This window comes from Pseudoduganella flava (assembly GCF_007830495.1).
Lineage (GTDB): Bacteria > Pseudomonadota > Gammaproteobacteria > Burkholderiales > Burkholderiaceae_D > Rugamonas > Rugamonas flava.
The window spans coordinates 366,532-389,374 of record NZ_VLKW01000002.1; the positions used below are offsets into that span (position 1 = coordinate 366,532).

Below are 22,843 nucleotides of genomic sequence, written 5' to 3' on the forward strand. Positions count from 1 at the left end.
TCCCACCGATCCGGCCGGCCCTTGTGAAATCCCCGCGCTCTCGATTGAAAGCGTTTTGACCGGTCCCCTCCTCAGATTGTGGCCGGTCTTTTTTTTTAACCAGTAGTCTGTTGTTTTTACGCTTCCCGTACGGCAGTGGTTTTTAACCACCAGACAATAACTCGGCACTGGTTACAAAAAAACGCCCGGCGGGCGTTTGTAATAATGCAAGGCTTGCGCCGATCACGCGATGCGTTTATACCAGGGTTGCCGCTGCGTTAATTGCACGTACTGGCCGGCGAGCCGGTCATGCTCGCCCAATTCACGATCGATGCCCATCACGCCCAGTACCGCGAGGCTGTTGTCGAACAGGTGCAGCACGCGCTGGCGCAGCAGCGGCCCGAAGTCGGGCAGGGCGCGGCGGCACACGATCAGCTGGAACTCGTTGAACGACGCATCCGTGACGAGGTTGTACTGCGCCCACGTGATGCGGCTCTTCAGCTGCGGCACCGGCACCATGCGTCCCCCTTCGAGATGGAAGTATTCCGACAGCCGGCCGCTGCCGCCGGCCCTTTCGTAGCAGCCCTGGTACTCGTTCATCCGTTCGACGCTGATCGCGGCGTGCTGCGCCTCGTGCAGCTGCTCGTCGGTCGGTACCGTCGCATGGATCTCCGTGCGCCACAGCAGCTGGCGCTCGGCCAGCAGCACGGCCACCGTCCACGCCTGTTCGGCACCGGCGCAATCGGCCAGCCACACCTTCGGCAGCGGCGCGCCGGGCAGGCATTGCTCGGTCACCGACAGCAGTTGCATCGCTTCCTGCGGATCGTCGAACATCGTTGCCGGCGGCACGCCCAGCGCCCGCAGCAGCGCGCTGGCCGTGTCGGCGTCGTGCAGCACGCGGTCCTGCAGCTGCGACAGCGTGCGCAGGCCGCGCCGCGTCAGCAGCGCGTACAGCTTGCGTTGCAGCGCGCCCCGGTCATGCGTGCGGAAGTCGAAGCCGAAGCGCTGCACGACCGCTTCCAGCAGCAGCTCCAGCTCCAGCGCCTCCACATCCGGATCCGCGTCGCGCCGGCATTCCTCGATCGCCACCCCCATCCGGCCCCCTCAATGCAGCCAGACGCGCATCAGCGACAGCAGCTGCGCCACGTCGACGGGCTTGGTGATGTAGTCGGAAGCGCCGGCGGCGATGCACTTGTCGCGGTCGCCCTTCATCGCCTTCGCCGTCAGCGTGATGATCGGCAGCGACTTGAACTTCGGGATGCGGCGGATCGCCCGCATCGTGTCGTAGCCGTCCATCTCCGGCATCATGATGTCCATCAGCACGATCTCGATCGTCGGGTCGCGTTCCAGCACTTCGATGCCGTCGCGGCCGTTCTCGGCGAACGACACCTGCATCTGCTCCCGTTCCAGCAACGAGGACAGCGCGAAGATGTTGCGCAGGTCGTCGTCGACGATCAGCACCTTGCGGCCCGCGAGGCCCGAATCGGCCGCGTGCACCTGTTCCAGCATGCGGCGCTGCGGCTCCGGCAGGCTGGCCTGCGAGCGGTGCAGGAACAGCGCCGTCTCGTCCAGCAGGCGCTCCGGCGAGCGGGCATCCTTGATGACGATCGTCTTCGCATAGCGCTTCAGCTTGGCCACCTCGCGGCGGTTCAGCTCCTTGGCCGTGTTGATCACCACCGGCAGGTCGCGCAGCTTGATGTCCTTGCCGATCATGTCCAGCAGGTCGAAGCCGGAAATGTCGGGCAGGGTCAGGTCCAGCACCATGCAGTCGAACTGGCTGGTGCGCAGCGCCGACAGCGCGTCCTCGCCGGTGCCGACGGCCGTGATGTCCACGTCCGATTCGCCGATCAGCGCGACGATCGCATCGCGCTGGCTTGCCTCGTCGTCGACGACGAGCAGGCTGCGCTTGCCGCCCATCAGGAACTTCTGGATGCGCGTGAACTGTTCCTGCAGCGCTTCCTTGCTGACGGGCTTGTTCATGAACGAGATCGCGCCCGAGCGCAGCGCGCGCTCGCGTTCGCGCGACGCCGACATCACGTGCACGGGGATGTGGCGCGTGCCCGGATCGCGTTTCAGGCGGTCCAGCACCGTGAAGCCGTCGATGTCAGGCAGGTCCAGGTCCAGCAGGATCGCCGACGGCAGGTAGTCGCGCGCCAGCGACAGCGCCGAGTCGCCCTGGTAGGTGACGATGCCCTTGAAGTTCTTCTCGCGGGCGAATTCCAGCACGATCTTGGCGAAGCGCTCGTCGTCCTCGATGATCAGCACGGAAGGATCGCCCGGCGCCGTCAGGCCCCGGTCGTCCGACGTGGTGCCGTACACCTCGGCGTCCGCCTCTTCGACCGGCACGGGGCGGTAGGCCACGTCCTCGACTGCCGGCGGCGGCGTGTAGATGACTTTCGGCGGCGGCGTGGTGCGCTGCGTGCCGGCCGACCGCGTGTAGCCCGGCTGGTCGTAGTTGACGAAGCCGGCGCGGTTGTACGGCAGGTACAGCGTGAACGTGGAGCCGCTGCCCACGGTGGATTCGACGCGGATCTCGCCGCCCAGCAGGCGCGCCAGTTCGCGCGAGATCGACAGGCCCAGGCCCGTGCCGCCGTACTTGCGGGCGGTCGAGCCGTCGGCCTGCTGGAACGCCTCGAAGATCAGCTGCAGCTTGTCCGACGCGATGCCGACGCCGGTATCGCTGACGGAAAACGCCAGCACCGCATCCGCATTGGCCAGGTTCGGGTTGTCGCCGCTCCAGCCGTGGCTGGCCAGGCCGATCTCCAGCGACACCTGGCCGTGGGAGGTGAACTTGAACGCGTTCGACAGCAGGTTCTTCAACACCTGCTGCAGGCGCGTCGTGTCCGTCATCAGGGACGTCGGCAGGCTGTCCGCCAGCGACACGGTGAAGCCCAGGTGCTTCGCCTCGGCCATGTGGCGGAACGTGCGTTCGACGTAGTTGCGCAGGTTGGCGAAGCGGTACTCGGAGACATCCAGCGTGACGGTACCGGACTCGATCTTCGACAGGTCGAGAATGTCGTTAATCAAGGTCAGCAGGTCGGAACCGGAGCCGTGGATCGTCTTCGCGAACTCCACCTGCTTGCCCGTCAGGTTGCCTTCGGGGTTGTCGCCCAGCTGCTGCGCCAGGATCAGCAGCGAGTTCAGTGGCGTGCGCAGCTCGTGCGACATATTTGCCAGGAACTCGGATTTGTATTTCGACGACAGCGCCAGCTGCGTGGCCTTTTCCTCCAGTGCCAGCTTGGCCTGTTCCACCTCGCGGTTCTTGCGTTCCACCTCGATGTTCTGCTCGGACAGCAGGCGGGCCTTTTCCGCTAGCTCCTGGTTGGTCTGCTGCAGTTCCTGCGCCAGCGACTGCGACTGCGTCAGCAGCGACTCGGTGCGGCTGTTCGCCTCGATCGTGTTCAGCACGACGCCGATCGATTCCATCAGCTGGTCGAGGAAGGACAGGTGGGTTTCCGTGAAGCGGTCCAGCGATGCGATCTCGATGACGGCCTTGACCTGCTGCTCGAACAGGATCGGCAGCACGACGATGTTGGTCGGCGGCGCCGAACCCAGGCCGCTGGAGACGACGATGTAATCGCGCGGCACGTCCGTCAGCCAGATACGCACCTTCTCCAGCGCGCACTGGCCCACCAGGCCTTCGCCCGGCAGGAAGGAGGTCGGCAGCTTGCGGCTGGAACGGTAGCCGTAGCTGGCGATCATGCGCAGGCGCGCATCGTCCATCTGCGAGTCCATCATGTAGAACACGCCGTGGTGCGCCGACACCAGCGGGGCCAGCTCGGACAGGATCAGCTTCGTGACGGCCTGCAGGTCGCGCTGGCCCTGCAGCAGGCGCGTGAAGCGCGCCAGGTTGGTCTTCAGCCAGTCCTGCTGCGCGTTCTTCTGCGTGGTTTCCTTCAGGTTGCGGATCATCTCGTTGATGTTGTCCTTCAGGTACGAGACCTCGCCGCGCGCTTCCACCTGGATCGAGCGGGACAGGTCGCCCCGCGTCACCGCCGTCGCCACTTCGCCGATCGCGCGCATCTGGTTCGTCAGGTTCGCCGCCAGCTGGTTGACGTTCTCCGTCAAGTCCTTCCACGTACCCGCGACGCCCGGCACGTTCGCCTGGCCTCCCAGCTTGCCTTCGGTACCTACTTCACGGGCCACCCGCGTCACTTCCGATGCGAACGACGACAGCTGGTCCACCATCACGTTGATGGTGTCCTTCAGCTCGAGAATTTCACCTTTCACGTCCACCGTGATCTTCTTCGACAGGTCGCCGCGTGCCACGGCGGTGGTCACCGCCGCGATGTTACGCACCTGGCCCGTCAGGTTCGACGCCATGAAGTTCACGTTGTCGGTCAAGTCCTTCCAGGTACCGCCGACGCCCGGCACGTATGCCTGGCCGCCCAGCTTGCCTTCCGTACCCACCTCCCGTGCCACGCGCGTCACCTCCGATGCGAACGACGACAGCTGGTCCACCATCACGTTGATCGTGTTCTTCAGTTCGAGGATCTCGCCCTTCACGTCCACCGTGATCTTCTTGGAGAGGTCGCCGTTCGCCACGGCCGTCGTCACCTCGGCGATGTTACGCACCTGGCCCGTCAGGTTACCGGCCAGCTGGTTGACGTTTTCCGTCAAGTCCTTCCACGTGCCCGCCACACCGGGCACGTTTGCCTGGCCACCCAGCTTGCCTTCGGTACCCACTTCGCGCGCCACGCGCGTCACCTCGGATGCAAAGGAGTTCAGCTGGTCGACCATCACGTTGATCGTGTTCTTCAGTTCGAGAATCTCGCCCTTCACGTCCACCGTGATCTTCTTCGACAAGTCGCCGTTCGCCACGGCGGTCGTCACTTCCGCGATGTTACGCACCTGGCCCGTCAGGTTACCCGCCATCGAGTTCACAGAGTCGGTCAAGTCCTTCCACGTGCCGGCCACGCCCTTCACCTGCGCCTGGCCACCCAGCTTGCCTTCGGTACCCACTTCACGGGCCACACGCGTCACCTCGGAAGCGAACGAGGAGAGCTGGTCCACCATCACGTTAATGGTGTTCTTCAGTTCCAGGATCTCGCCCTTCACGTCCACCGTGATCTTCTTCGACAGGTCGCCGTTCGCCACGGCGGTCGTCACGGCCGCGATGTTACGCACCTGGCCCGTCAGGTTCGACGCCATGAAGTTCACGTTGTCGGTCAAGTCCTTCCAGGTACCGCCGACGCCCGGCACATATGCCTGGCCGCCCAGCTTGCCCTCGGTGCCGACCTCCCGCGCCACGCGCGTCACCTCCGATGCGAAGGAGCGCAGCTGGTCCACCATCACGTTGATCGTGTCCTTCAGCTGCAGGATCTCGCCGCGCACGTCCACCGTGATCTTCTTCGACAAGTCGCCGTTCGCCACGGCGGTCGTCACCTCGGCGATGTTACGCACCTGCGACGTCAGGTTGCCCGCCATCGAGTTCACCGAGTCGGTCAAGTCCTTCCACGTACCCGCCACGCCTTTCACCTGGGCCTGGCCACCCAGCTTGCCTTCGGTACCCACCTCGCGCGCCACGCGCGTCACCTCGGACGAGAACGACAGCAGCTGTTCCACCATCGTGTTCGCCGTGGTGGCCGCGCGCAGGTACTGGCCCTTCAGCGGATGGCCGTCCACTTCCAGCGCCATCGTCTGCGACAGGTCGCCTTTCGCCACGGCGCCGATGACGCGCGCCATCTCGGTGGTGGGGCGCACCAGGTCGTCGATCAGCGTGTTCACCGCCGAGATGATCGTGGCCCAGCCGCCCGACACATTGGTGACGGGGGCGCGCTGCGTCAGGCGGCCTTCGCGGCCGACGACGCGCGACACTTCCGTCACCGACTTGACGATGCGCTCATTGGTTTCGATGATGTCGTTCAGGGTGTCGGCGATCTTGCCGGACATGCCGGTCCAGTCGGACGGCATGCGCGCGGAGAAGTCCCCCTTTTTCAATGCCATCAGGGTCTGCAGGATCAGCTTCAGATCCAGTTCTTCCGGCAGTTCGGTCATGTCGTTCATCGACGCTTCCTCATTTCATTCGCTAAGAGTGGTGTGGTCAAGCAGTTGCTGTAATTGCTGGGCGGGCAGCGGGGCGCAGAACAGCGCGCCCTGATAGTCGTCGCAGCCCAGGGTCTTCAGGACCGCCAGCTGGTGGGCGCTGTCCACGCCCGTCGCCGTTACGCGCATCGCCAGCGCGCGGCCCAGGTGGACGATGGCGGCCACCAGGTCGGTGCCGCCGGCATCGTCGCCGATATTCTTGACGAAGCCGGGATCGATCTTCAGGATGTCGAGGCCGAGCCGCTTGCACGCGGCCAGGCTGCTGCCGGCGTGGCCGAAATCGTCCAGCGCCAGCAGCACGCCACCGCCCTGCAGCTGGCGCAGCAACGGCTCGACGGTGCTGCGATGCGCCGTCAGCATGCCTTCGCCCAGTTCCAGCACGATCGCATCGGCCGGCAGCCGGTGGCGCTTCACTTCGGCCAGCAGGCGCGCCGGCAGGTCGGGCCCCAGCACGGGCGCGGTGAGGTTCAGCGCCACGCCGGCCCGCGCCAGCGGCGAATCGCCGCCGCGCCACGCGGCCGCCTGCGCACAGACGCTGGCCATCACCCAGGAGTCCAGCCGTTCCAGCAGGCCGCGGTCGTGCACGGCCGGCACGAAGTCGGCCGCGCCGATGCGGCCCAGGCGCGGGTGCTGCCACACGACCTGCGCCTCGACGCCGTGCACGTGGCCCGTGGCCAGCTCCACCTGCGGCTGGTACAGCAGCGCCAGCTCATTGCCGGCCAGCGCATGGCGCAACTCGGCGGTCCATTGCTCGCGTTCCTGCTCGCGCCGGTTCATCTCCTCATGGAAGAAGCGGATATTGCCGCCCTGGGGGCCGTCGCGCTCGCGCTCTTCCTTGGCGCGGTACATCGCCAGGTCGGCGCTTTTCATCAGCGCCCGGGCATTGGCGCCGTCGTGCGGGTACACGGCGATGCCGATGCTGGTCGACGTGTGCACGCGGTGCGCCTGGATCGTGAACGGCCGGGCATGGGCGGTGGCGATCTTGCGGGCGACGCGTGCCGCGTTCTCGGCCGGCGCCTTGCCTTCGATGAGGACGACGAATTCGTCGCCGCCGAGGCGCGCCACGACGTCCGACGCGCGCACGGCCGCGGACAGGCGCGCCGCGACCTGGCGCAGCAGCTCGTCGCCGACATCGTGGCCGAAGCCGTCGTTGACCTGCTTGAAGTCGTCCAGGTCGAGGAACAGCAGCGCGAATTCGCTGCGGCGCCGGTCGCACGAGGCAACCGCGTGTTCCAGGTGCTGGATCAGCGAGCGGCGGTTGACGAGGCCAGTCAGCGCATCCTTCGTCGACAGCTCGTGGGCGCGTTGCTCGGCCTGTTTGCGTTCGGCCACTTCCAGCTCCAGCTCGCGGTGCGCGCTTTCCAGGTCGCGCAGGCGCTCGGCGCGCAGCTCCTGGTTCATCCGCCGCATCTCGTCGGCCTGGGTCTGCATTTGCAGCTGACGCCGGGCCAGCTCGACGAACACCCGCACCTTGGCCCGCACGATCTGCGGCACCAGCGGCGTGGCCAGGTAGTCGGCCGCACCCTGCTCATAGGCGCGCAGGCGGTGCAGCTCGTCGCCATGGGCATCCGTGATGAAGACGATCGGCACGGCGGCGCTGCGGGGATGGGAGTGGATCGCGGTGGCGGTATCGAAGCCGTCCATCTCGGCCATGTGCACGTCCAGCAGGATCAGCGCGAAATCGTGGCGCAGCACCTCGCGCAATGCCTCGTCGCCGGAATGCGCCTTGACGAGCTCGAATCCGAGCCGGTCGGCGTCGCCGGCCAGCAGGCTCTCCAGCGCCAGCAGGCTCGCCGGATCGTCGTTCACCAGGAGGACTTTCGGAGTGTGCACGAGGACTTCGCCCAGTTTCGTTGTAGTTCTTATGTTTTGTTGCCGTAAAAGATACGCCTGTGCGAGCGTGAGTCAAGCAAAATCACCGGTTGCCCGAGAGGGAATATAGCAAAGATGCAATAACATTTGGAAACAATTCTTCAGCTTACCGCAGAGTGAATTTCCGCTGCGCACAATTGAAAGCCGACTGGCAATAAGTGCGACTACGCGGACACAAGCCGCCGCAGCCAGTCGAGCAACAGCGCGGGCATCAGCTCGGTGCGGGGCAACAGGCCATACTGGCCGGCGCCGAAGATGCGCGGCAGGTAGGCGGGCCCCGCATGGTCGACCGTCAGGCAGAACGGCCGGATACCCTGCAGGCGGGCTTCGATGACGGCCTGGCGCATGTCCTCGATGCCGTACGGGCCGTCGTAGCCGTCCTGGTCGTTCGGTTTGCCGTCGGACAGCAACAGCAGCAGCCGGTGCGCGGCCGGCACCGCCATCAGGCCCGTCGCGGCGTGGCGCAGCGCGGCGCCGGCGCGCGTGTAGCGGTCCGGTTCCAGGCCGGCGATGCGCAGCCGTGCCGCCGCATCGAATGGCGCAGCGAACGTCTTCACGTCGGCCACCGTGACGCCATGCGGACCGGCGCCGGAAAATGCCCGCACGCTGAACCGTTCGCCCAGCGTGTCGAGCGCGGTACAGACGAGCAGCAGCGCTTCCCGTTCGACGTCGATCACGCGGCTGTGCGGCGCCACCCAGCCGTCGGTGGAGCCGCTGACGTCGACCAGCAGGGTCACCGCGAGGTCGCGCCGGGTGTGCCGTTCGGCGGCATACAGCCGCTGCGACAGCGGCAGCCCGGCCTGCACGTCGGCCTGCGCGTCGAGCCAGGCCTGCAGGTCGACGTCGTCGCCGTCCAGCTGGGCATGGAGCCGCTGGCGCCGGGCGCGCAGCAGTTCGAAGCGGCGCCGCACGTCGCCCAGCAGGCCCGCGCGGCGCGCCAGCGTGTGCTCGACCCAGGCCGGATCGCCCGGCGGCGCGGGGCGCACGTGCACCGTCGTGCCGGGATCGAGGTAGGCGGCGCGGCGCCAGTCCCATTCGGGATAGCGGAACGTTCCGGTGCCAGCTGCCGCTGCCGGGCTGACGCGTGCGTGGCCGGCGGGCGGATCGTCGGCCGTCAGCACTTCCTGCGGCGTGCCGGGCGTCGCGACGAGCCGGGCCTCGTCCAGCTCGGACAGCGCATCGGCAAGCTCCTCCGCCGCGGCGCCTTCCTCCCGGTCGAGCGGGCGCTGCAGGCCCAGCGGGTCTTCCGCCTTCTGCTGCGGCTCGGCCGTCTGGACCATCGATGGACCCATCGGTGCGTCGTCGTCTTCGTTCTCGCCCGGTTGGCGCACGCGGGGCTGGCGGGGCAGGCGGGCGCTGCGCGTCGGGACGTCGTCGCCGGCGCCGGCGTCGGCGTCCTGCCGCGGTGCCGACGCACACGGCCCCGGTGGACGCAGCTCGCCGCACCACCAGTCCGGCGTCAGCAAGCGTCCGCGGAAGGTGCGGCTCCCGGGTGGCAGTTGTGCCGCCAGCTCCTTTGCCCGCTGCAGCGAACGGGCGGGTGTCGCCGGGTCCGCGTCGCCCGCCGGCGCGGCCAGCAGCGCGCGCAGCAGCGCTTCGATGGGCTGCAGCTCCGGCCGCAACGCGGGCAGCGGTGGCCGCCGGCTCAGCGTTGCCGCGCGCAGTGCATCCAGCTCCGGCGCGAGTCCCGGCAGCAGGCGCGCCAGCGCGGCATCCGCCGCATCCGCCTCGCACAGCAGGTACAGCGTACGCACGGCCGCATCGGCTTCGTGCGGCATGCCGGCCGCGCTGCCGCGGACCGCGCGCATCGCCTGTTGAAGCAGCAGCACGCGGTAGCGCCCCATGCTGGCCTGTTCCGGTTCGTCGAGGCCGAAGTCGGCGGGCAGCCAGATGTCGGCATCGTCGGTGGCGGGCAGTGCCAGCGGGGAAGCGGGCGCCTGGCCCCGGTGCACGAGGCGCGCCAGCCACGTGGGCGGCGCGGGCGGGCTACTGGCGCGCAGGCGGAAGTCGCGCCCGAACACGGCGGCGGCCAAGAGGTGCAGCCGGCGCGCCGCATCCGGCAGCCGCAGCATGCCGGCCCGGGGATGAGGAGGGCGGTGGCGCCGCCACAGCGCGTGGATGTACACGGCCGTGTGGCGGGCCGCATCGGCGATGACGTCTTCCGCTTCCGGCATGTCAGCCGATGCTGGCGGCGACCAGGTCGCGCATCGCGCCGGCCAGTTCCGGGTCGTCCGTCAGCGGCCCGACGATCGCGGCGTGGCACGCATCGGCCAGCGCGATGCCGCTGACAACCAGCTGCGCGGCCGCTACCAGCACGCGGGTGCTGGGCACTTCGGCCAGGCCCCGGTCGCGCAGTCCGCGCAGGCGCCGGCCCAGCGTGACCAGCGTGTGCGCGACGTCCCGCGCGACGCCGCCTTCATGCTCGACGATCTCGCACTCCCGTTCCGGCGCGGGAAAATCGAAATCGAGCGCGACGAAGCGCTGGCGCGTGCTGGGCTTCATGTCCTTCAGCATGCGCTGGTAGCCGGGGTTGTACGACACGACGAGCTGGAAACCGGGCGGTGCGGTCACCGTTTCCCCGGTCTTCTCGATGAACAGCGCACGGCGGTGGTCCGTCAGCGCGTGCAGGATGACGACGGTGTCCTGGCGTGCCTCGACCACTTCGTCCAGGTAGCACAGCGCGCCGGCGCGCACGGCGCGGGTCAGCGGGCCGTCGTGCCATTCGGTGCCGGCGGCGCCGATCAGGTAGCGGCCCACCAGGTCGGCCGTGCCCAGGTCGTCGTGGCAGGACACCGTGACGAGCGGGCGGCCCAGCCGCCACGCCATGTATTCGACGAAGCGGGTCTTGCCGCAACCCGTCGGGCCTTTCAGCATCACGGCGAGCCCGCGCGCGTGGCACTGTTCGAACAGCGCCACCTCGTTCCCGGTCGGCAGATAGTACGGCGCCCCGCCGCCCGCATCGGCCATCGGCTCAGGCTCCCGCCGCCTGCGGCGTGGCTTGCGCGTCGTCGCGCGCACCGAAGCGCGGCGGGTAGCGGAAGAAGTCGACGATGAACAGCGCCGCGCCCAGCGCGAAGACGGAGGCCGTGGCCACCAGCATCACGAAGTGCACCTGGATCTTCAGCTGCGCATCGAGGAAGCCCAGGCCCATGATGCGTTCCAGGTAGACCTGGCCGATGCCGGCCGTGGCGAACGACAGGGTCATGCCGAACATGCCGCCCAGCTGCAGCCAGAACGACCAGTAACCGAGCGCCGTGCCTTCCTCGGGCCGGCGCGTCAACGCCGGCGCGGCGTAGCTGATCATCGCCAGCACGATCATCGCGTAGGCGCCGTAGAACGCGGCGTGGCCGTGCATCGCCGTGATCAGGGTACCGTGCGTCCACTTGTTCACGGCGGGGAAGGTGTGCGCGAGGCCCAGCAGGCCCGCGCCGAACAGCGTGTAGACGGCGCTACCGACAGTCCAGTGCAACGCCAGCTTGTTCGGGTGCGCCATGCCGGCACGGCGGATCGTCGAGTAGGCGTAGATCGCCATGCCGACCAGCGCCACCGGTTCCAGCGCCGAGAAGATGCCGCCGATCGGCAGCCAGTACGACGGCACGCCGACCCAGTAGTAGTGGTGCGCGGTGCCGAGGATGCCGGCGATGAACACGAGGCCGACGATCACGTACAGCCATTTCTCCATCACTTCGCGGTCCGCGCCGGACAACCGGATCAGCAGGTAGGCGAGGAAGCCGCCCTGGATCATCTCCCACACGCCTTCGACCCACAGGTGGATCGTCCACCAGCGGTAGAAGATCGATACCGTGTAGTTCTCGAAGTGCAGCAGCGCCGGCAGGTACAGCACGGCGGCCAGGCCCAGCCCGCCGATCAGCACGCCCTCGGGTGTCGTCAGCCGGCCCGCCTTCCGGATCGTCATGAACACGTTGTACAGGAACAGCAGCATCACGAACACGATGACGAGTTTATGGGGCAGCGGCTGTTCCAGCAGCTTGTTGCCGGTACCCCAGCGGAACAGGTAGCCGATCACCGCCGTCACGCCCATCAGCACCCACAGCACCAGCTGCCAGTACGCCAGCCTGGTGCTGTACAACTCGGTGCGCGATTCGTCAGGCACCATCCAGTACGTGGCGCCCATGAAGCCGCACAGCACCCAGACGATCAGCACGTTCGTGTGGATCACCTTCGTGACGTCGAACGGCAGGATGTACAGCAGCGGGTCAGGCCCCAGGTATTTGGCGGCCGACAGCAGGCCGAACACGAGCTGCAGCCCGAACAGGGCCACCGCGACGGCGAAGTACCAGTAAGCGACCGACTGCGACTTGTATTTCATCTCGCTCTCCCTTTGGACTACTTCAGCGACGACAGGTAAGCCACCAGCTGGTCGACCTGCTGCGGCGTCAGGTCCTTGCCATAGGTGGCGGGCATGAACGAGACGCCGTTCGCGGAATACATCGCACCCGGCACCACGTGGGCGCTGGGCTGCGTGATCGACTCGCGCAGGTAGCCGGCTACGTCGGTGGCCTTGCCGTCGTAGCCGGAGGCCAGCAGTTGCGTGGCGCGCGCGCCGACGCCGGCCAGGCTGGGCCCCGCCATGTTGACGCCGGGCGCGATCGAGTGGCATGCCGCACACGCCGGCTGCACGCTGCGGAACAGCCGCTCGCCCAGCGCGGCCGGGTCGTCCGCGCCGCTGACGGGGCGCGCCGCCGGCGGCGCCCCCGTCCCCGCGGCCTGCGCGACGGCGACGTCGGTGCCGGGGAACGTCGAGCCGGTCACGAGGATCGGCCGCGGCGGCCAGCCCTGGTTGTCGACGTTCGACACCCAGTCGAGGAAGGCGATCAGGTCGGCGATGTCGCGCTCGCCGAGGTTTTGCTTCGGCATCAGCCGGCGGTGCCGCGACTCGTCGTAGAACTTCGACGGATCGCGCATGTAGGCTGTCAGGTAGGGCGTGCCGCGCAGCTTCGTGATCTTCGTGAGATCGGGCGCGTAATAGGCGCCTTCGCCGAACACGGTATGGCAGTTGATGCAGTTGTTCGCGTGCCATACGTTCATGCCGCGCGTGACGGCCGGCGTGATGGCGCCGGCGTTCGTCAGCTTGTCGAACTGGCGGTGGCTGTCCACCGTCAGCGCGAGAAAGGCGAGGGCGGAGACGGCGGTGGCGCCGATCGCGAACAGGCGGGCCTGGCGTTTGTTCATGGCCGCTCCGTCAGACGTTAATCGCGGGCCAGTACCGCACCGCCGTGACGGCGACATAGCCGGCCGTGACGGCCAGCAGTGCCAGCACCAGATAGGCAAACCCCTTCAACGCAGCAGTCCATCGTTCCATAGACCCCCCTTTCGGCACCCGTTCCCGGTATTGTCGAAAATGCTAGCACTGCAGGCAAGGGCGTGCGCGCCCGATTACCGTGCGCTGTGGCGAACTAATGCTATGTGCGTATGGCTTTCAATCGTGCGTAGTCCATGCGAACTAGGAGTTGGCGCACGAGGTGCGCGCTCAACGCAGCTGGGCCGCCAGGAACGTATAGGTCAGCGCCCACATGCGCGCCTGCTGGTCGTTGTTCGCCGCGCCCGCGTGGCCGCCCTCCGTGTTTTCCCAGTACAGCACGGCGTGGCCTTGCTCCTGCATTTTCGCCACCATCTTGCGCGCATGGCCGGGGTGGACGCGGTCGTCGCGTGTCGACGTCGTGAACAGCACGCGCGGATAGTGCTTGTCCTTGAACACGTTGTGGTACGGCGAATAGTTGGCGATGTATTCCCACTGGCGCGGGTCGTCCGGGTCGCCGTACTCGCCCATCCACGATGCGCCGGCCAGCAGCTTGTGGTAGCGGCGCATGTCCAGCAGCGGCACCTGGCAGACGACGGCGTTGAACAGGTCGGGCCGCTGCGTCAGCGCGGCGCCCACCAGCAGGCCGCCATTGCTGCCGCCCATGATGCCCAGGTGGCGCGGGCTGGTGATGCGGCGCTTGATCAGGTCCTGCGCGACGGCGATGAAGTCGTCGAACGCGCGCTGGCGGTGTTCCTTCAGCGCGGCCTGGTGCCAGCGCGGGCCGAACTCGCCGCCGCCGCGGATGTTCGCCAGCACGTGGATGCCACCCTGCTCGAGCCACGCCGCGCCCGTGACGGCGCTGTAGTAGGGCTTCAGCGATACCTCGAAACCGCCGTAGCCGTACAACACGGTGGGATTGCTGCCGTCCAGCTTCGCATGCGTTGGGGCGACAACGAAGTAGGGCACCAGCGTGCCGTCCTTCGACGGCGCATGGAATTGCTGCACGGTGCAGCGCGACGCATCGAAGTACGCCGGCAGCGCCTTCAACGCCGTGCGCGCGTCGCTGCCCGCGTGGGCCAGGTGGACGGTGGTGGGCGTGAGGAAGTCCGTCACTGTCAGGAAGTACTCGTCGGACGCATAGGCGTCCAGCGGCGCCACGTCCAGCGTGGCAAATGCCGAGCCGCTGGGGGCCACGTCGCGCCGCTGCCAGGCGCCGTTCTCGTGGCGCAGTTCGACGAGGCGGTTCTTCACGTTGTCCAGCACGTTCAGCAGCAGGCATGACTGGGTCTGCGCGACGCCATCCAGCGACGTCGCCGGCGCCGGCTCGAACAGCAGCGCGAAGTCGCGCGCCCCATCCAGGTGCCGGTGCAGGTCCTGCGCCAGCAAGGCGCCTTGCGGCCACGTGCGGCCCGCCACCGTCCACGGCGAGCGCAGCTCGATGATCAGCTGGTCGCGCACCGTGTAGGCGTTGGCGTCGTCCGGCTTGTCGATGCGGGTCAGGCGGTCGCCGTCGCGCAGGAACAGCTCGGTGCTGTAGAAACCGATCTGGCGCGTGATGAACTGGTGGCTGTGGCCGGGGGTGAAGTCGCGGTACGCGCCGACGCCGAGATCGTCCGGCCGCGCCTCGAACAGCGTGCGCGCGGCGGCCAGCGGCGTGCCGCGCCGCCACTCCTTGACGATGCGGGCATAGCCGGACGTCGTCATCGAACCGGGGCCGAAGTCGGTGGCGACGAACACCGTGTCCGCATCGATCCACGCGACGTCGCTCTTTGCTTCGGGCAGGTGGAAGCCGTCCGCGACGAAGCGGCGCGCCGGCATGTCGAACTCGCGCACGACGACGGCATCGCCGCCGCCGCGCGACAGCGACACGAGGAAGCGTTCGCCGGCCGGATACAGCGACGACACGCCATGCCACACCCAGTTCTCGTGCTCGTCGGCGGCCAGCCGGTCCAGGTCCAGCACCGTTTCCCATTGCGGTTCCGGCAGCCGGTACTGCTCCGGCGTCGTGCGGCGCCAGATGCCCCGCACGTGCGTTGCATCGCGCCAGAAGTTGTACAGCCACGCGCCGTGCTTGCGGACGAACGGGATGCGCTCCTGCGAGTTCAGGATGGTCTTCAGGCGCTCGGCCAGCGGCGCGTATGCGGGCAGCGCCTCCAGCTCGCCCAGCGCGGCGTCGTTCTGCTGCCGCACCCATGCCAGCTGCCGGTCGCCGGCAACGTCTTCCAGCCACTGATACGGATCGGCGGGCTCGGGCGCGGGCGGCAGACCGGCCGCGGCGCCGGCCGCCATCCCGGTCGATTCGGGCGAGGTCGTATCGGGCGAGGTCGTATCGGGCGCGGGGCCGGCGGGCTTCGGGTAGGAACGCATCGTGTCTTTCGTCGGTGGCGGGATGGCGTACTCTACACCAAGGCCAACGGCGGCGTGCGCCGCCTGTTTCGTGCGCCACGGCGCGTGCGCGCGGCACGTTTAACCGGGCTCGGAGCCGTGCGGCGCCATTCGTGTTGCATGGACGGCTCAGCAGCGGTCACAATAGCGCAGTCAACGGGAGGAAGCATGCGTATCGCCACGTTCAACGTCAACGGTATCGGCAGCCGGCTGCCGGCCTTGCTGCAATGGCTGGAGGAAAAACAGCCGGATGTCGCCTGCCTGCAGGAATTGAAGGCCCCGCAAGAGAAATTCCCCGAAGCCGCGCTCAACGATGCCGGCTACCAGGCCATCTGGCATGGCCAGAAAAGCTGGAACGGCGTGGCCATCCTGGCGCGCGGCACCCAGCCCATCGAGGTGGGCCGCGGCCTGGCCGGCGATCCGGAAGACGAGCAAAGCCGCTACATCGAGGCCGTCGTCAACGACATCGTCATCGCCTGCCTGTACCTGCCGAACGGCAACCCCGCACCGGGGCCGAAATTCGATTACAAGCTGAAGTGGTTCGAGCGGCTGATCCGCCGCGGCGAGCAATTGCTGGCGACGGGCGCGCCGGTGGTGATGGCGGGCGACTTCAACGTGATGCCCACCGAGCTGGACGTGTACAAGCCGGAACGCTGGGTCGACGATGCGCTGTTCCGCCCCGAGACGCGGGACGCCTTCCACCGGCTGCTGGAGCAGGGCTGGACGGATTCGCTGCGCACGCTGCATCCGGGCGAGAAGATCTACACGTTCTGGGATTACTTCCGCAACGCGTATGGCCGCGACGCGGGCTTGCGCATCGACCACCTGCTGCTGAGCCCACCGTTGAAGGCTGCGCTGAAGGCAGCCGGTGTCGACCGCGACGTGCGTGGGCGCGAAAAGCCCAGCGACCACGCGCCGACGTGGATCGAGCTGGACATGAAGAAGGTCAAGGCAAAGGGCAAGGTCAAGGCTGCCGAGGTGCCCTGAGCCGGGCTCAGCCGCCCATTTCAACCCGGCGGTTCATCCAGCGGCCCGGCCGAGCGGTTCAACTCAGCCGCTCGTCCAACAGCTCGGCCCAGCGGCTCAACCCGGCAGCTCAGCCCAGCAGCTCAACCCGGCAGCTCAGCCCAGCGGCTCAACTCAGCCGCCCATCCAACAGCTCGGCCCAGCGGCTCAACCCGGCAGCTCAGCCGAGCACGTCAGCCGCGCACGTCAGCCGAGCACGTCAGCCGTATATCTCAGCCGGGCAACTCAGCCGCACACGTCAGCCGCACCCCTCCGCGCACTGCACGTCGAACAGCGCGTGCCCAGCCCAGCGGGGCAGCTCCGGCTGGCCGAACATCGGCGTGGCCGCGTGTGCGTAGCCGAGCGTGCGCGTCAGCCGCGGGAAGGTGCGGCAATACACGGGCTGGATGCCGGCCAGCCTGGCCAGGTGACGGTATTCGACGACCATGCCCGCCGGCACCCGCGCCAGGATCGCCGCGACCCGTTCGCGCCAGTCGTCCGACCATACCGGGCAGCTGCCCGGCAGCAGCACGACGGGATCGCCGACCCGGATCGTGCCGCCCCGCACCACCCGGGCCAGCACACCGCGGCCGCGGCCGATCCGCTGCGCAATGCCGGGATGGCGCGCATCCAGGTAGTTGCACGCTTCGCAGTGGAAGGTCAGCCACAGCACGGCCTGGCTGCCGACGCGCAGCAGCGTGCCGGATGCCAGCGCCGCCGTATCGATATCGAGCAGCAGGTTCTCGCGCAACGTCAGCGGTGCCAGCCCATGCCGGGTGTACGCCGGCGCGCCGGCCAGCAGCAACTGGCGCGGCGACAGCGGGTCCGCATGCACGTCGCCGCCGAAGCCCAGCCCGGCATCGGCGCAGGCCAGTTCGACGGGGACGGGTGCGCGCGCACCGGCGCCGCGCAGCGCAAGTCCCCGTACGGTGCCGATCGCCGCGCCGGACGGGGACCGTAGCGGTGCTGCGGCGGCGGGCGGGAACAAGGTCTCCATCGCAGGTGGCTGCAGTGCGGCTTCGGCGCCTAATGAGGGCGACACCGTATCCACCGCGGACGCGGATGGCAGGGCCGGCGCCGGCGGCACGGGCAGGGAAGTATCGGCAGGGGATGACAATGCGGTGAAGGTATGAGGCATCGGGAACTCCGTCCAGTGTATCAGGGGTGCTGGGTCACCCATACGGGGGCCGACCACAGCATCTTGCCGTCGTCCTGCGTCAGCCGCGCATAGTAGTAATGCTCGCCGGGGGAGGGCGCGACCGTCACGTCGCCACCCGTCAGCACCATCGTCACCGGCGTGCCATTCCGGCCCGGCACGCCTTCGACGATGACGAGCTCGGTCGCGGCCCGGCCGGCGTCGTTGCGGTACAGCACCGACAGCGTCAGCGTGCCCCGGTTCGCCAGCCGCTCGCCCATCATCTGGCCGTTGGCCGTCAGCATCAGCTGCGAGCCCTTGTCCATCGTCGCGAACACGCGCCGTGCGCGGATCGCACCCAGCAGCGCGGCGGCCGTGAACGGCTGGTCTTTCGGCAGCAGCACGCCGGTGCGGTTCGGTGCCGCCGTGCCCCAGTTCGCGCAGTGATTGTCCTGGTCGCTGGAAAACGCCACGTGGAAGCCCGCTTCCAGCGCCCGGTCGCACATGCGCTCGTACACGCTGATGCGGGTTTCGCCTTCGTCCGTGCGCGCAGAGAACGCGGCGCTGTTGGCCACTTCGCACAGCGCCATCACGGCGTCGCCGTCCTCGGTATATCCCAGCGACCTGCCGGCCACGCGGAACTGGTTGTCCGATGGATGATTGAACTGACCCAGCCAGCCGCGCTCGCGCATCAGCGTGTACAGCGCCCGGTAGTTGTTCTTCTCCGTGAACGTGTCGCCGATCAGCTCGCCCGCGCCATTGCGCTCCCATTCCAGCAGCTCGGGCGTGTTCAGGATGTTCAGGTGGCCGCCATGCGTGATCACGCCCCATTCGAGGCCATACAGCGCGACGAAGCCGGGATGGGCCGCGTTGAAGGCGGCAGCCTGGTCGAGGCCGGAGCGATACAGCGCCTTCGCGCGGGCCGGGTCGGCGGCCGGATCGGTGTCCTCGGCACCGTCGTACATGTGGTTGTGCTCGGATGTGAGCAGGAATTGCAGGCCATGGTCGGCCGCGTACGCGTACGCCTCGGCCGGGCCCGCCGCCGCGCTTTGCGGGTGTTGCGCGCCGGTGCAGCTGGCCACGTCGCCGCCGCCGTCGCTGTGGTTCGTCTGGCTGTGCAGGTTGCCGAGGTAGATGTCCCAGTCGGCCCAGCCCGGCATGCGGACGCCGCCCGCCACGCCGGCGGTGCCGGGCGGTGCCCTGTCCACCGCGGCGCGCGGCGGCAGCGGCAGCGCGGCGGCGCCGACGGTGACGGGACGCTGCTCCTCGACGGCGGCCGCGCTGTCGCCGTGCGGCATCGCCGTCATCCGCAAGCGGTAGACACCCCGTGCCGGCCGTGGCCCGCGGGGGCGCCAGCTGACCACCTGCCGGCCTGTCCCACGGATCAGTTCGCCGATACCGCGCCAGCGTTCGACGACGCTGCCGTCCGGCGCCGTCAGTTCCAGCCGCCAGTCGACGACCTGGCCGGGCCGGGCTGTGGGGTGGTGGAAGGTCAGCACGAAGCGGCGTTCGGCAAACGTGTCGCCGCCATGCCCGGGCGTTTCCAGCCATGCCTCGAATTCGTCGTGATCGTGCACCTGCGCCTGCGCCGCCGCCGGGCCGGCAGCGAGCGCCGACAGGCACGCGATCAGGCAGGCAATCAGGCACGCCAGCAGGCATTCAAGGAGGAACGCAGGAAGGTGCGCCGGTAGGTACGCAAGCAGCGCGCGCCACCGGAACGGCCGCCACCGGCCGCTTGCCGCTACCATTGGAGTTGTCGATACCTTCATGCGGCATGCCAGCCGTAGCCGTAGCCGGTGCCGTAGCCGTAGCCGTAGCCAGTGCCTTGCCTGCGCGATCCCGTCCATGTCCGCCTCCTGCTCTACGGTTGGACGTGGCGGACCGAACTTGGTTGCATCGGCTCCGCTGTTGTGTTTGAGTCTCGTCAAACCCTCGTCGCGATGCCCGGAGCGGCGCTTTCAAGGTATGCTGCCGGATTGCAAGAAGTGTCCAGTGGAAAGAATGCGCGATAGCGGAGAATTCAAGACATCGTCGGCGGCCACCCGCATCCTGCAGTGGGGTGTCGGCCTGGCGCTCGCGGCAGCGGTAGGGCTGACGTTCTATGCGGCCGCCGCGAAGTCGGTCGAGGACAATGCCCGGCTGCGCTTCGACAACGCCACCCGCGCCACGCAATACAGCATCGCGGCCAGCGTGAAGGCGTATTCGGACGTGCTGCGCAGCCTCGTTGCGCTGTTTTCGACGTCCGACGACCTGTCGCGGCTGCAATTTTCGCAATACGTGGCAAGCCTGGACATGACTCGTCACTTCCCGGCCATCGAATCGATCAACTTCGCGCCCGAGGTACGGGCTGACCAGCGCGACGCCTTCGTGGCCGCCGTGCGCGCCGACCGCAGCCTCGACCCTGCCGGCTACCCGCGCTTCGACATCCGCCCGCCCGGCCGGCGCGCGCGCTACGCGCCGCTGACGTGGATGGAGCCGCGCGGCGGGCCGCAGGAGCGGATGGGGGTCGACATCACGGCCAATCCTGCGATCGCCCAGGCGATGGACCTGTCACGCGACACGGGCAAGATCAGCGCGTCCGGCCAGCCCGTGAAGGTGCAGGGGCCGGTACCGCACATCGGCCTGGGCATGCGGCTTCCCGTGTACCGGCGCGGCATGCCGGTCGGCGACGTGGCCAGCCGGCGCGCCGCCTACCTGGGCTCGGTGGGCATCGGCTTTTCCGTGTCCGCGCTGGTGCAGGGCGCGATCGACGAGGTGGCCGACCGCAAGGTCAAGCTGATCCTGTATGCGGACGCCAATACCGACCCGGACAAGCGCCGCCTGGCGATCGAAGCCGACGACCGCCTGCTGTACAACGACAACGGCTCGCTGGAAGCGCCGCCGCGGCTGACCGGCAATCTGGACGACTACTTCGTGGCCGTGCTGCCGATCGACTTCAACGGCGCGCTGTGGAAGGCCCAGTTCAACACCCGCAAGACGGACATGATCACGGGCCTCGACCGCCAGCTGCCATGGGTCGCGCTGCTGACGGGCTTTGCCGGCACGATGCTGATCTACAGCTATGTGTTCATGCTGACGTCGCAGCGCCGCAACGCGCAGGAGCAGCGCCGGCTGCTCGACAGCGTGCTGGACAACGTCGACGCGCACGTCTACATGAAGGATGGCGAGCGGCGCTACATCTACGTCAACGCGCGCATGGCGCAGGCGATGGGGCAGCCGCCCGAGGCGATCGTCGGCCGCACCGACCGCGAAGTGATGCCGGCCCGCGAGGCGGCCAAGGCCTGGCTGGAAGACCGGCAGGTGCTGGCGGACGGCATCCGCCGCGCCAGCGAAGGCCAGTTCGTGGACGCCGGCGGCAATACCCGCCACCTGTGGACGGTGAAGGCGGCCGTCGAACTGGAGCGCGGCCCGGCCGTGATCGCACTGTCGACGGACGTGACGGAGCTGCACCAGCTGAAGGAAGCCGCCCAGGCGGCCAGCCGCGCCAAGAGCGAGTTCCTGTCGAACATGAGCCACGAGATCCGCACGCCGATGAACAGCGTGATCGGCATGGCGCACCTGGCGCTGAAGGGGGCCACCGACCCGAAGCAGCGCGACTACCTGCAGAAGATCTACCACTCGGGCCAGCACCTGCTGGGCATCATCAACCACATCCTGGACTTTTCAAAGATCGAGGCGGGCAGGCTGGACCTGGAAGTACTGGATTTCGCGCTCGATGCGCTGCTCGGCAACGTCGCCAACCAGCTGGGCGAGCAGGCGTCGCGCCGCGGGCTGGAGCTGGTGTTCGAAACGTGGCCGGGCCTGCCGGCGCAACTGCGCGGCGACCCGCTGCGGCTGGAGCAGGTGCTGCTGAACTTCACCAGCAATGCGATCAAGTTTTCCGAGAACGGCCGCGTCTGGGTGCGCGCCCGCCCGGTGGAGGAACGCGACACCTGGGTGATGGTGCGCTTCGAGGTGCAGGACCAGGGCATCGGCATGACGCCGGCCCAGGTGGCCGGCCTGTTCCAGTCGTTCCACCAGGCCGACACGTCGACGACGCGCAAATACGGCGGCACGGGCCTGGGCCTCGTGATCAGCAAGCAGCTTGCCGAGCTGATGGGCGGCACCGTCGGTGTCGAGAGTACGCCGGGCGTCGGCAGCACGTTCTGGTTCACCGCGCGCCTGGAAAAAGGCGTCGACCTGGCGCTGCCGGCGCCGGCCGCCGCGCTGGAGGACGAAACGCTGGCGCCGATCCGGGGCGCGGCGATCCTGCTGGTCGAGGACAATGTGTTCAGCCAGCAGGTGGGCCAGGAATTGCTGGAGGATGCGGGCGCCACCGTCGTCATCGCCAACAACGGCCAGGAAGCGCTCGACCTGCTGCAGAAAGGGCATTTCGACTGCGTGCTGATGGACGTGCAGATGCCGGTGATGGACGGCTACGAGGCCACGCGCCGCATCCGTGCGCACCCGCGCCTGTCCGGCACGCTGGTGATCGCGATGACGGCCAATGCCGGCAACGAGGACCAGGCCCGATGCCTGGCGGCGGGAATGGATGAATTCGTCACGAAGCCGATCGCACCGAACCTGTTGTTCTCCGTGCTGTCGAAGTGGCTGAGCCAGCGCGCGGCGGCGGACCGGGTGCCGCGGGTGCGCAGTACGGTGGCGCAGCAGCAGGTTGCCGTGGCGGCACCGCAGCCTGTGCCGGTGCCGCGGTCGGGAGCCGACGGCGGGGCCGACGCCGGGGCCGACGCCGATGCCGATGAAGGAGCGCTGTTCGACCTGTCCGCGCTGGGCCTGACGTTCGGCAACAAGCCCGACAAGATGCGCAAGTACGCCGTGATGTTTGTCGGCTCGGCGCGCTCGGGGCTGGAGGAGATCGATGCGGCGCTGGCGGCCGGCGACCTGCAGCGCCTGTCCGAACTGGGCCATCGCATCAAGTCGTCCGCGCGGGCCGTGGGCGCGCAGAGTTTCGCGGACCTGTGCCTGGCGCTGGAGCGGCTCAAGCCGGAGGACGGCATCGGCGCGGCCGAGCGCATCGTCGCTCGCATGCGCCCGCTGCTGGAGCGGCTCGCGCGCTTCGTCGACGAGGAGCTGGAAGAGCGCCTGCCGCAGGCACCGCACTGAGGGGCGCACTGAGGTACCGCACTGAGGCACAGCGCGATCCCGCTGAGCCGCCGGCG

General features: G+C 68.3%; 12 protein-coding genes. 2 read left to right on the top strand and 10 right to left on the bottom strand.

Translation table 11 applies throughout. The features are described from left to right. Nucleotides 1-222: 222 nt before the first annotated feature. The 8 genes from IP92_RS05935 to IP92_RS05970 all read right to left on the bottom strand — a co-directional run bounded on the left by IP92_RS05935 (nt 223) and on the right by IP92_RS05970 (nt 15,526). Nucleotides 223-1,074 carry a CheR family methyltransferase gene (locus IP92_RS05935; protein ID WP_145873612.1) on the bottom strand — a complete coding sequence of 284 codons (852 nt, stop codon included), beginning with the start codon at nt 1,072-1,074 and terminating at the stop codon, nt 223-225. 9 nt (nt 1,075-1,083) lie between these two features. Then, nucleotides 1,084-5,985, bottom strand: coding sequence for a hybrid sensor histidine kinase/response regulator (locus IP92_RS05940; protein WP_145873613.1), 4,902 nt, complete (start codon nt 5,983-5,985; stop codon nt 1,084-1,086). Nucleotides 5,986-6,000: 15 nt separating this feature from the next. Then, a complete protein-coding gene (locus tag IP92_RS05945; protein ID WP_145873614.1) occupies nt 6,001-7,857 on the bottom strand; it encodes a putative bifunctional diguanylate cyclase/phosphodiesterase in 1,857 nt (618 codons plus the stop codon). 203 nt (nt 7,858-8,060) lie between these two features. Beyond that, a complete protein-coding gene (locus tag IP92_RS05950; protein ID WP_145873615.1) occupies nt 8,061-10,070 on the bottom strand; it encodes a nitric oxide reductase activation protein NorD in 2,010 nt (669 codons plus the stop codon). 1 nt (nt 10,071) lies between these two features. Beyond that, entirely contained in the window at nt 10,072-10,863 is a 792-nt protein-coding gene (locus IP92_RS05955; RefSeq protein WP_145873616.1) for a CbbQ/NirQ/NorQ/GpvN family protein, read from the bottom strand. A gap of 4 nt (nt 10,864-10,867) precedes the next feature. After that, nucleotides 10,868-12,226, bottom strand: coding sequence for a cbb3-type cytochrome c oxidase subunit I (locus tag IP92_RS05960; protein ID WP_145873617.1), 1,359 nt, complete (start codon nt 12,224-12,226; stop codon nt 10,868-10,870). Nucleotides 12,227-12,243: 17 nt separating this feature from the next. Beyond that, nucleotides 12,244-13,089 carry a c-type cytochrome gene (locus tag IP92_RS05965; RefSeq protein ID WP_145873618.1) on the bottom strand — a complete coding sequence of 282 codons (846 nt, stop codon included), beginning with the start codon at nt 13,087-13,089 and terminating at the stop codon, nt 12,244-12,246. A 298-nt stretch (nt 13,090-13,387) separates the two neighbouring features. Then, on the bottom strand, nt 13,388-15,526 hold the full coding sequence (locus IP92_RS05970) for a prolyl oligopeptidase family serine peptidase (RefSeq protein ID WP_145873619.1): 2,139 nt from the start codon (nt 15,524-15,526) through the stop codon (nt 13,388-13,390). Nucleotides 15,527-15,712: 186 nt separating this feature from the next. On the opposite strand from IP92_RS05970, the gene xth reads away from it, so the two are divergent. Continuing rightward, nucleotides 15,713-16,531: an exodeoxyribonuclease III gene (xth, locus tag IP92_RS05975; protein ID WP_145873620.1), complete on the top strand. Its 819-nt coding sequence runs from the start codon at nt 15,713-15,715 to the stop codon at nt 16,529-16,531. A gap of 277 nt (nt 16,532-16,808) precedes the next feature. Here the strand turns inward: xth and IP92_RS05980 are convergent, their stop codons facing one another. Both IP92_RS05980 and IP92_RS05985 read right to left on the bottom strand, forming a co-directional pair. Then, nucleotides 16,809-17,687: an MOSC domain-containing protein gene (locus IP92_RS05980; protein WP_145873621.1), complete on the bottom strand. Its 879-nt coding sequence runs from the start codon at nt 17,685-17,687 to the stop codon at nt 16,809-16,811. 20 nt (nt 17,688-17,707) lie between these two features. Then, nucleotides 17,708-19,432 (bottom strand): CehA/McbA family metallohydrolase, encoded by a 1,725-nt coding sequence (locus IP92_RS05985; RefSeq protein ID WP_199271901.1) that lies wholly within the window; start codon nt 19,430-19,432, stop codon nt 17,708-17,710. 253 nt (nt 19,433-19,685) lie between these two features. On the opposite strand from IP92_RS05985, the gene IP92_RS05990 reads away from it, so the two are divergent. Next, complete coding sequence (locus tag IP92_RS05990) at nt 19,686-22,787, top strand: CHASE domain-containing protein (RefSeq protein ID WP_145873622.1); 3,102 nt, start codon at nt 19,686-19,688, stop codon at nt 22,785-22,787. The last annotated feature ends 56 nt before the right edge of the window (nt 22,788-22,843 follow it).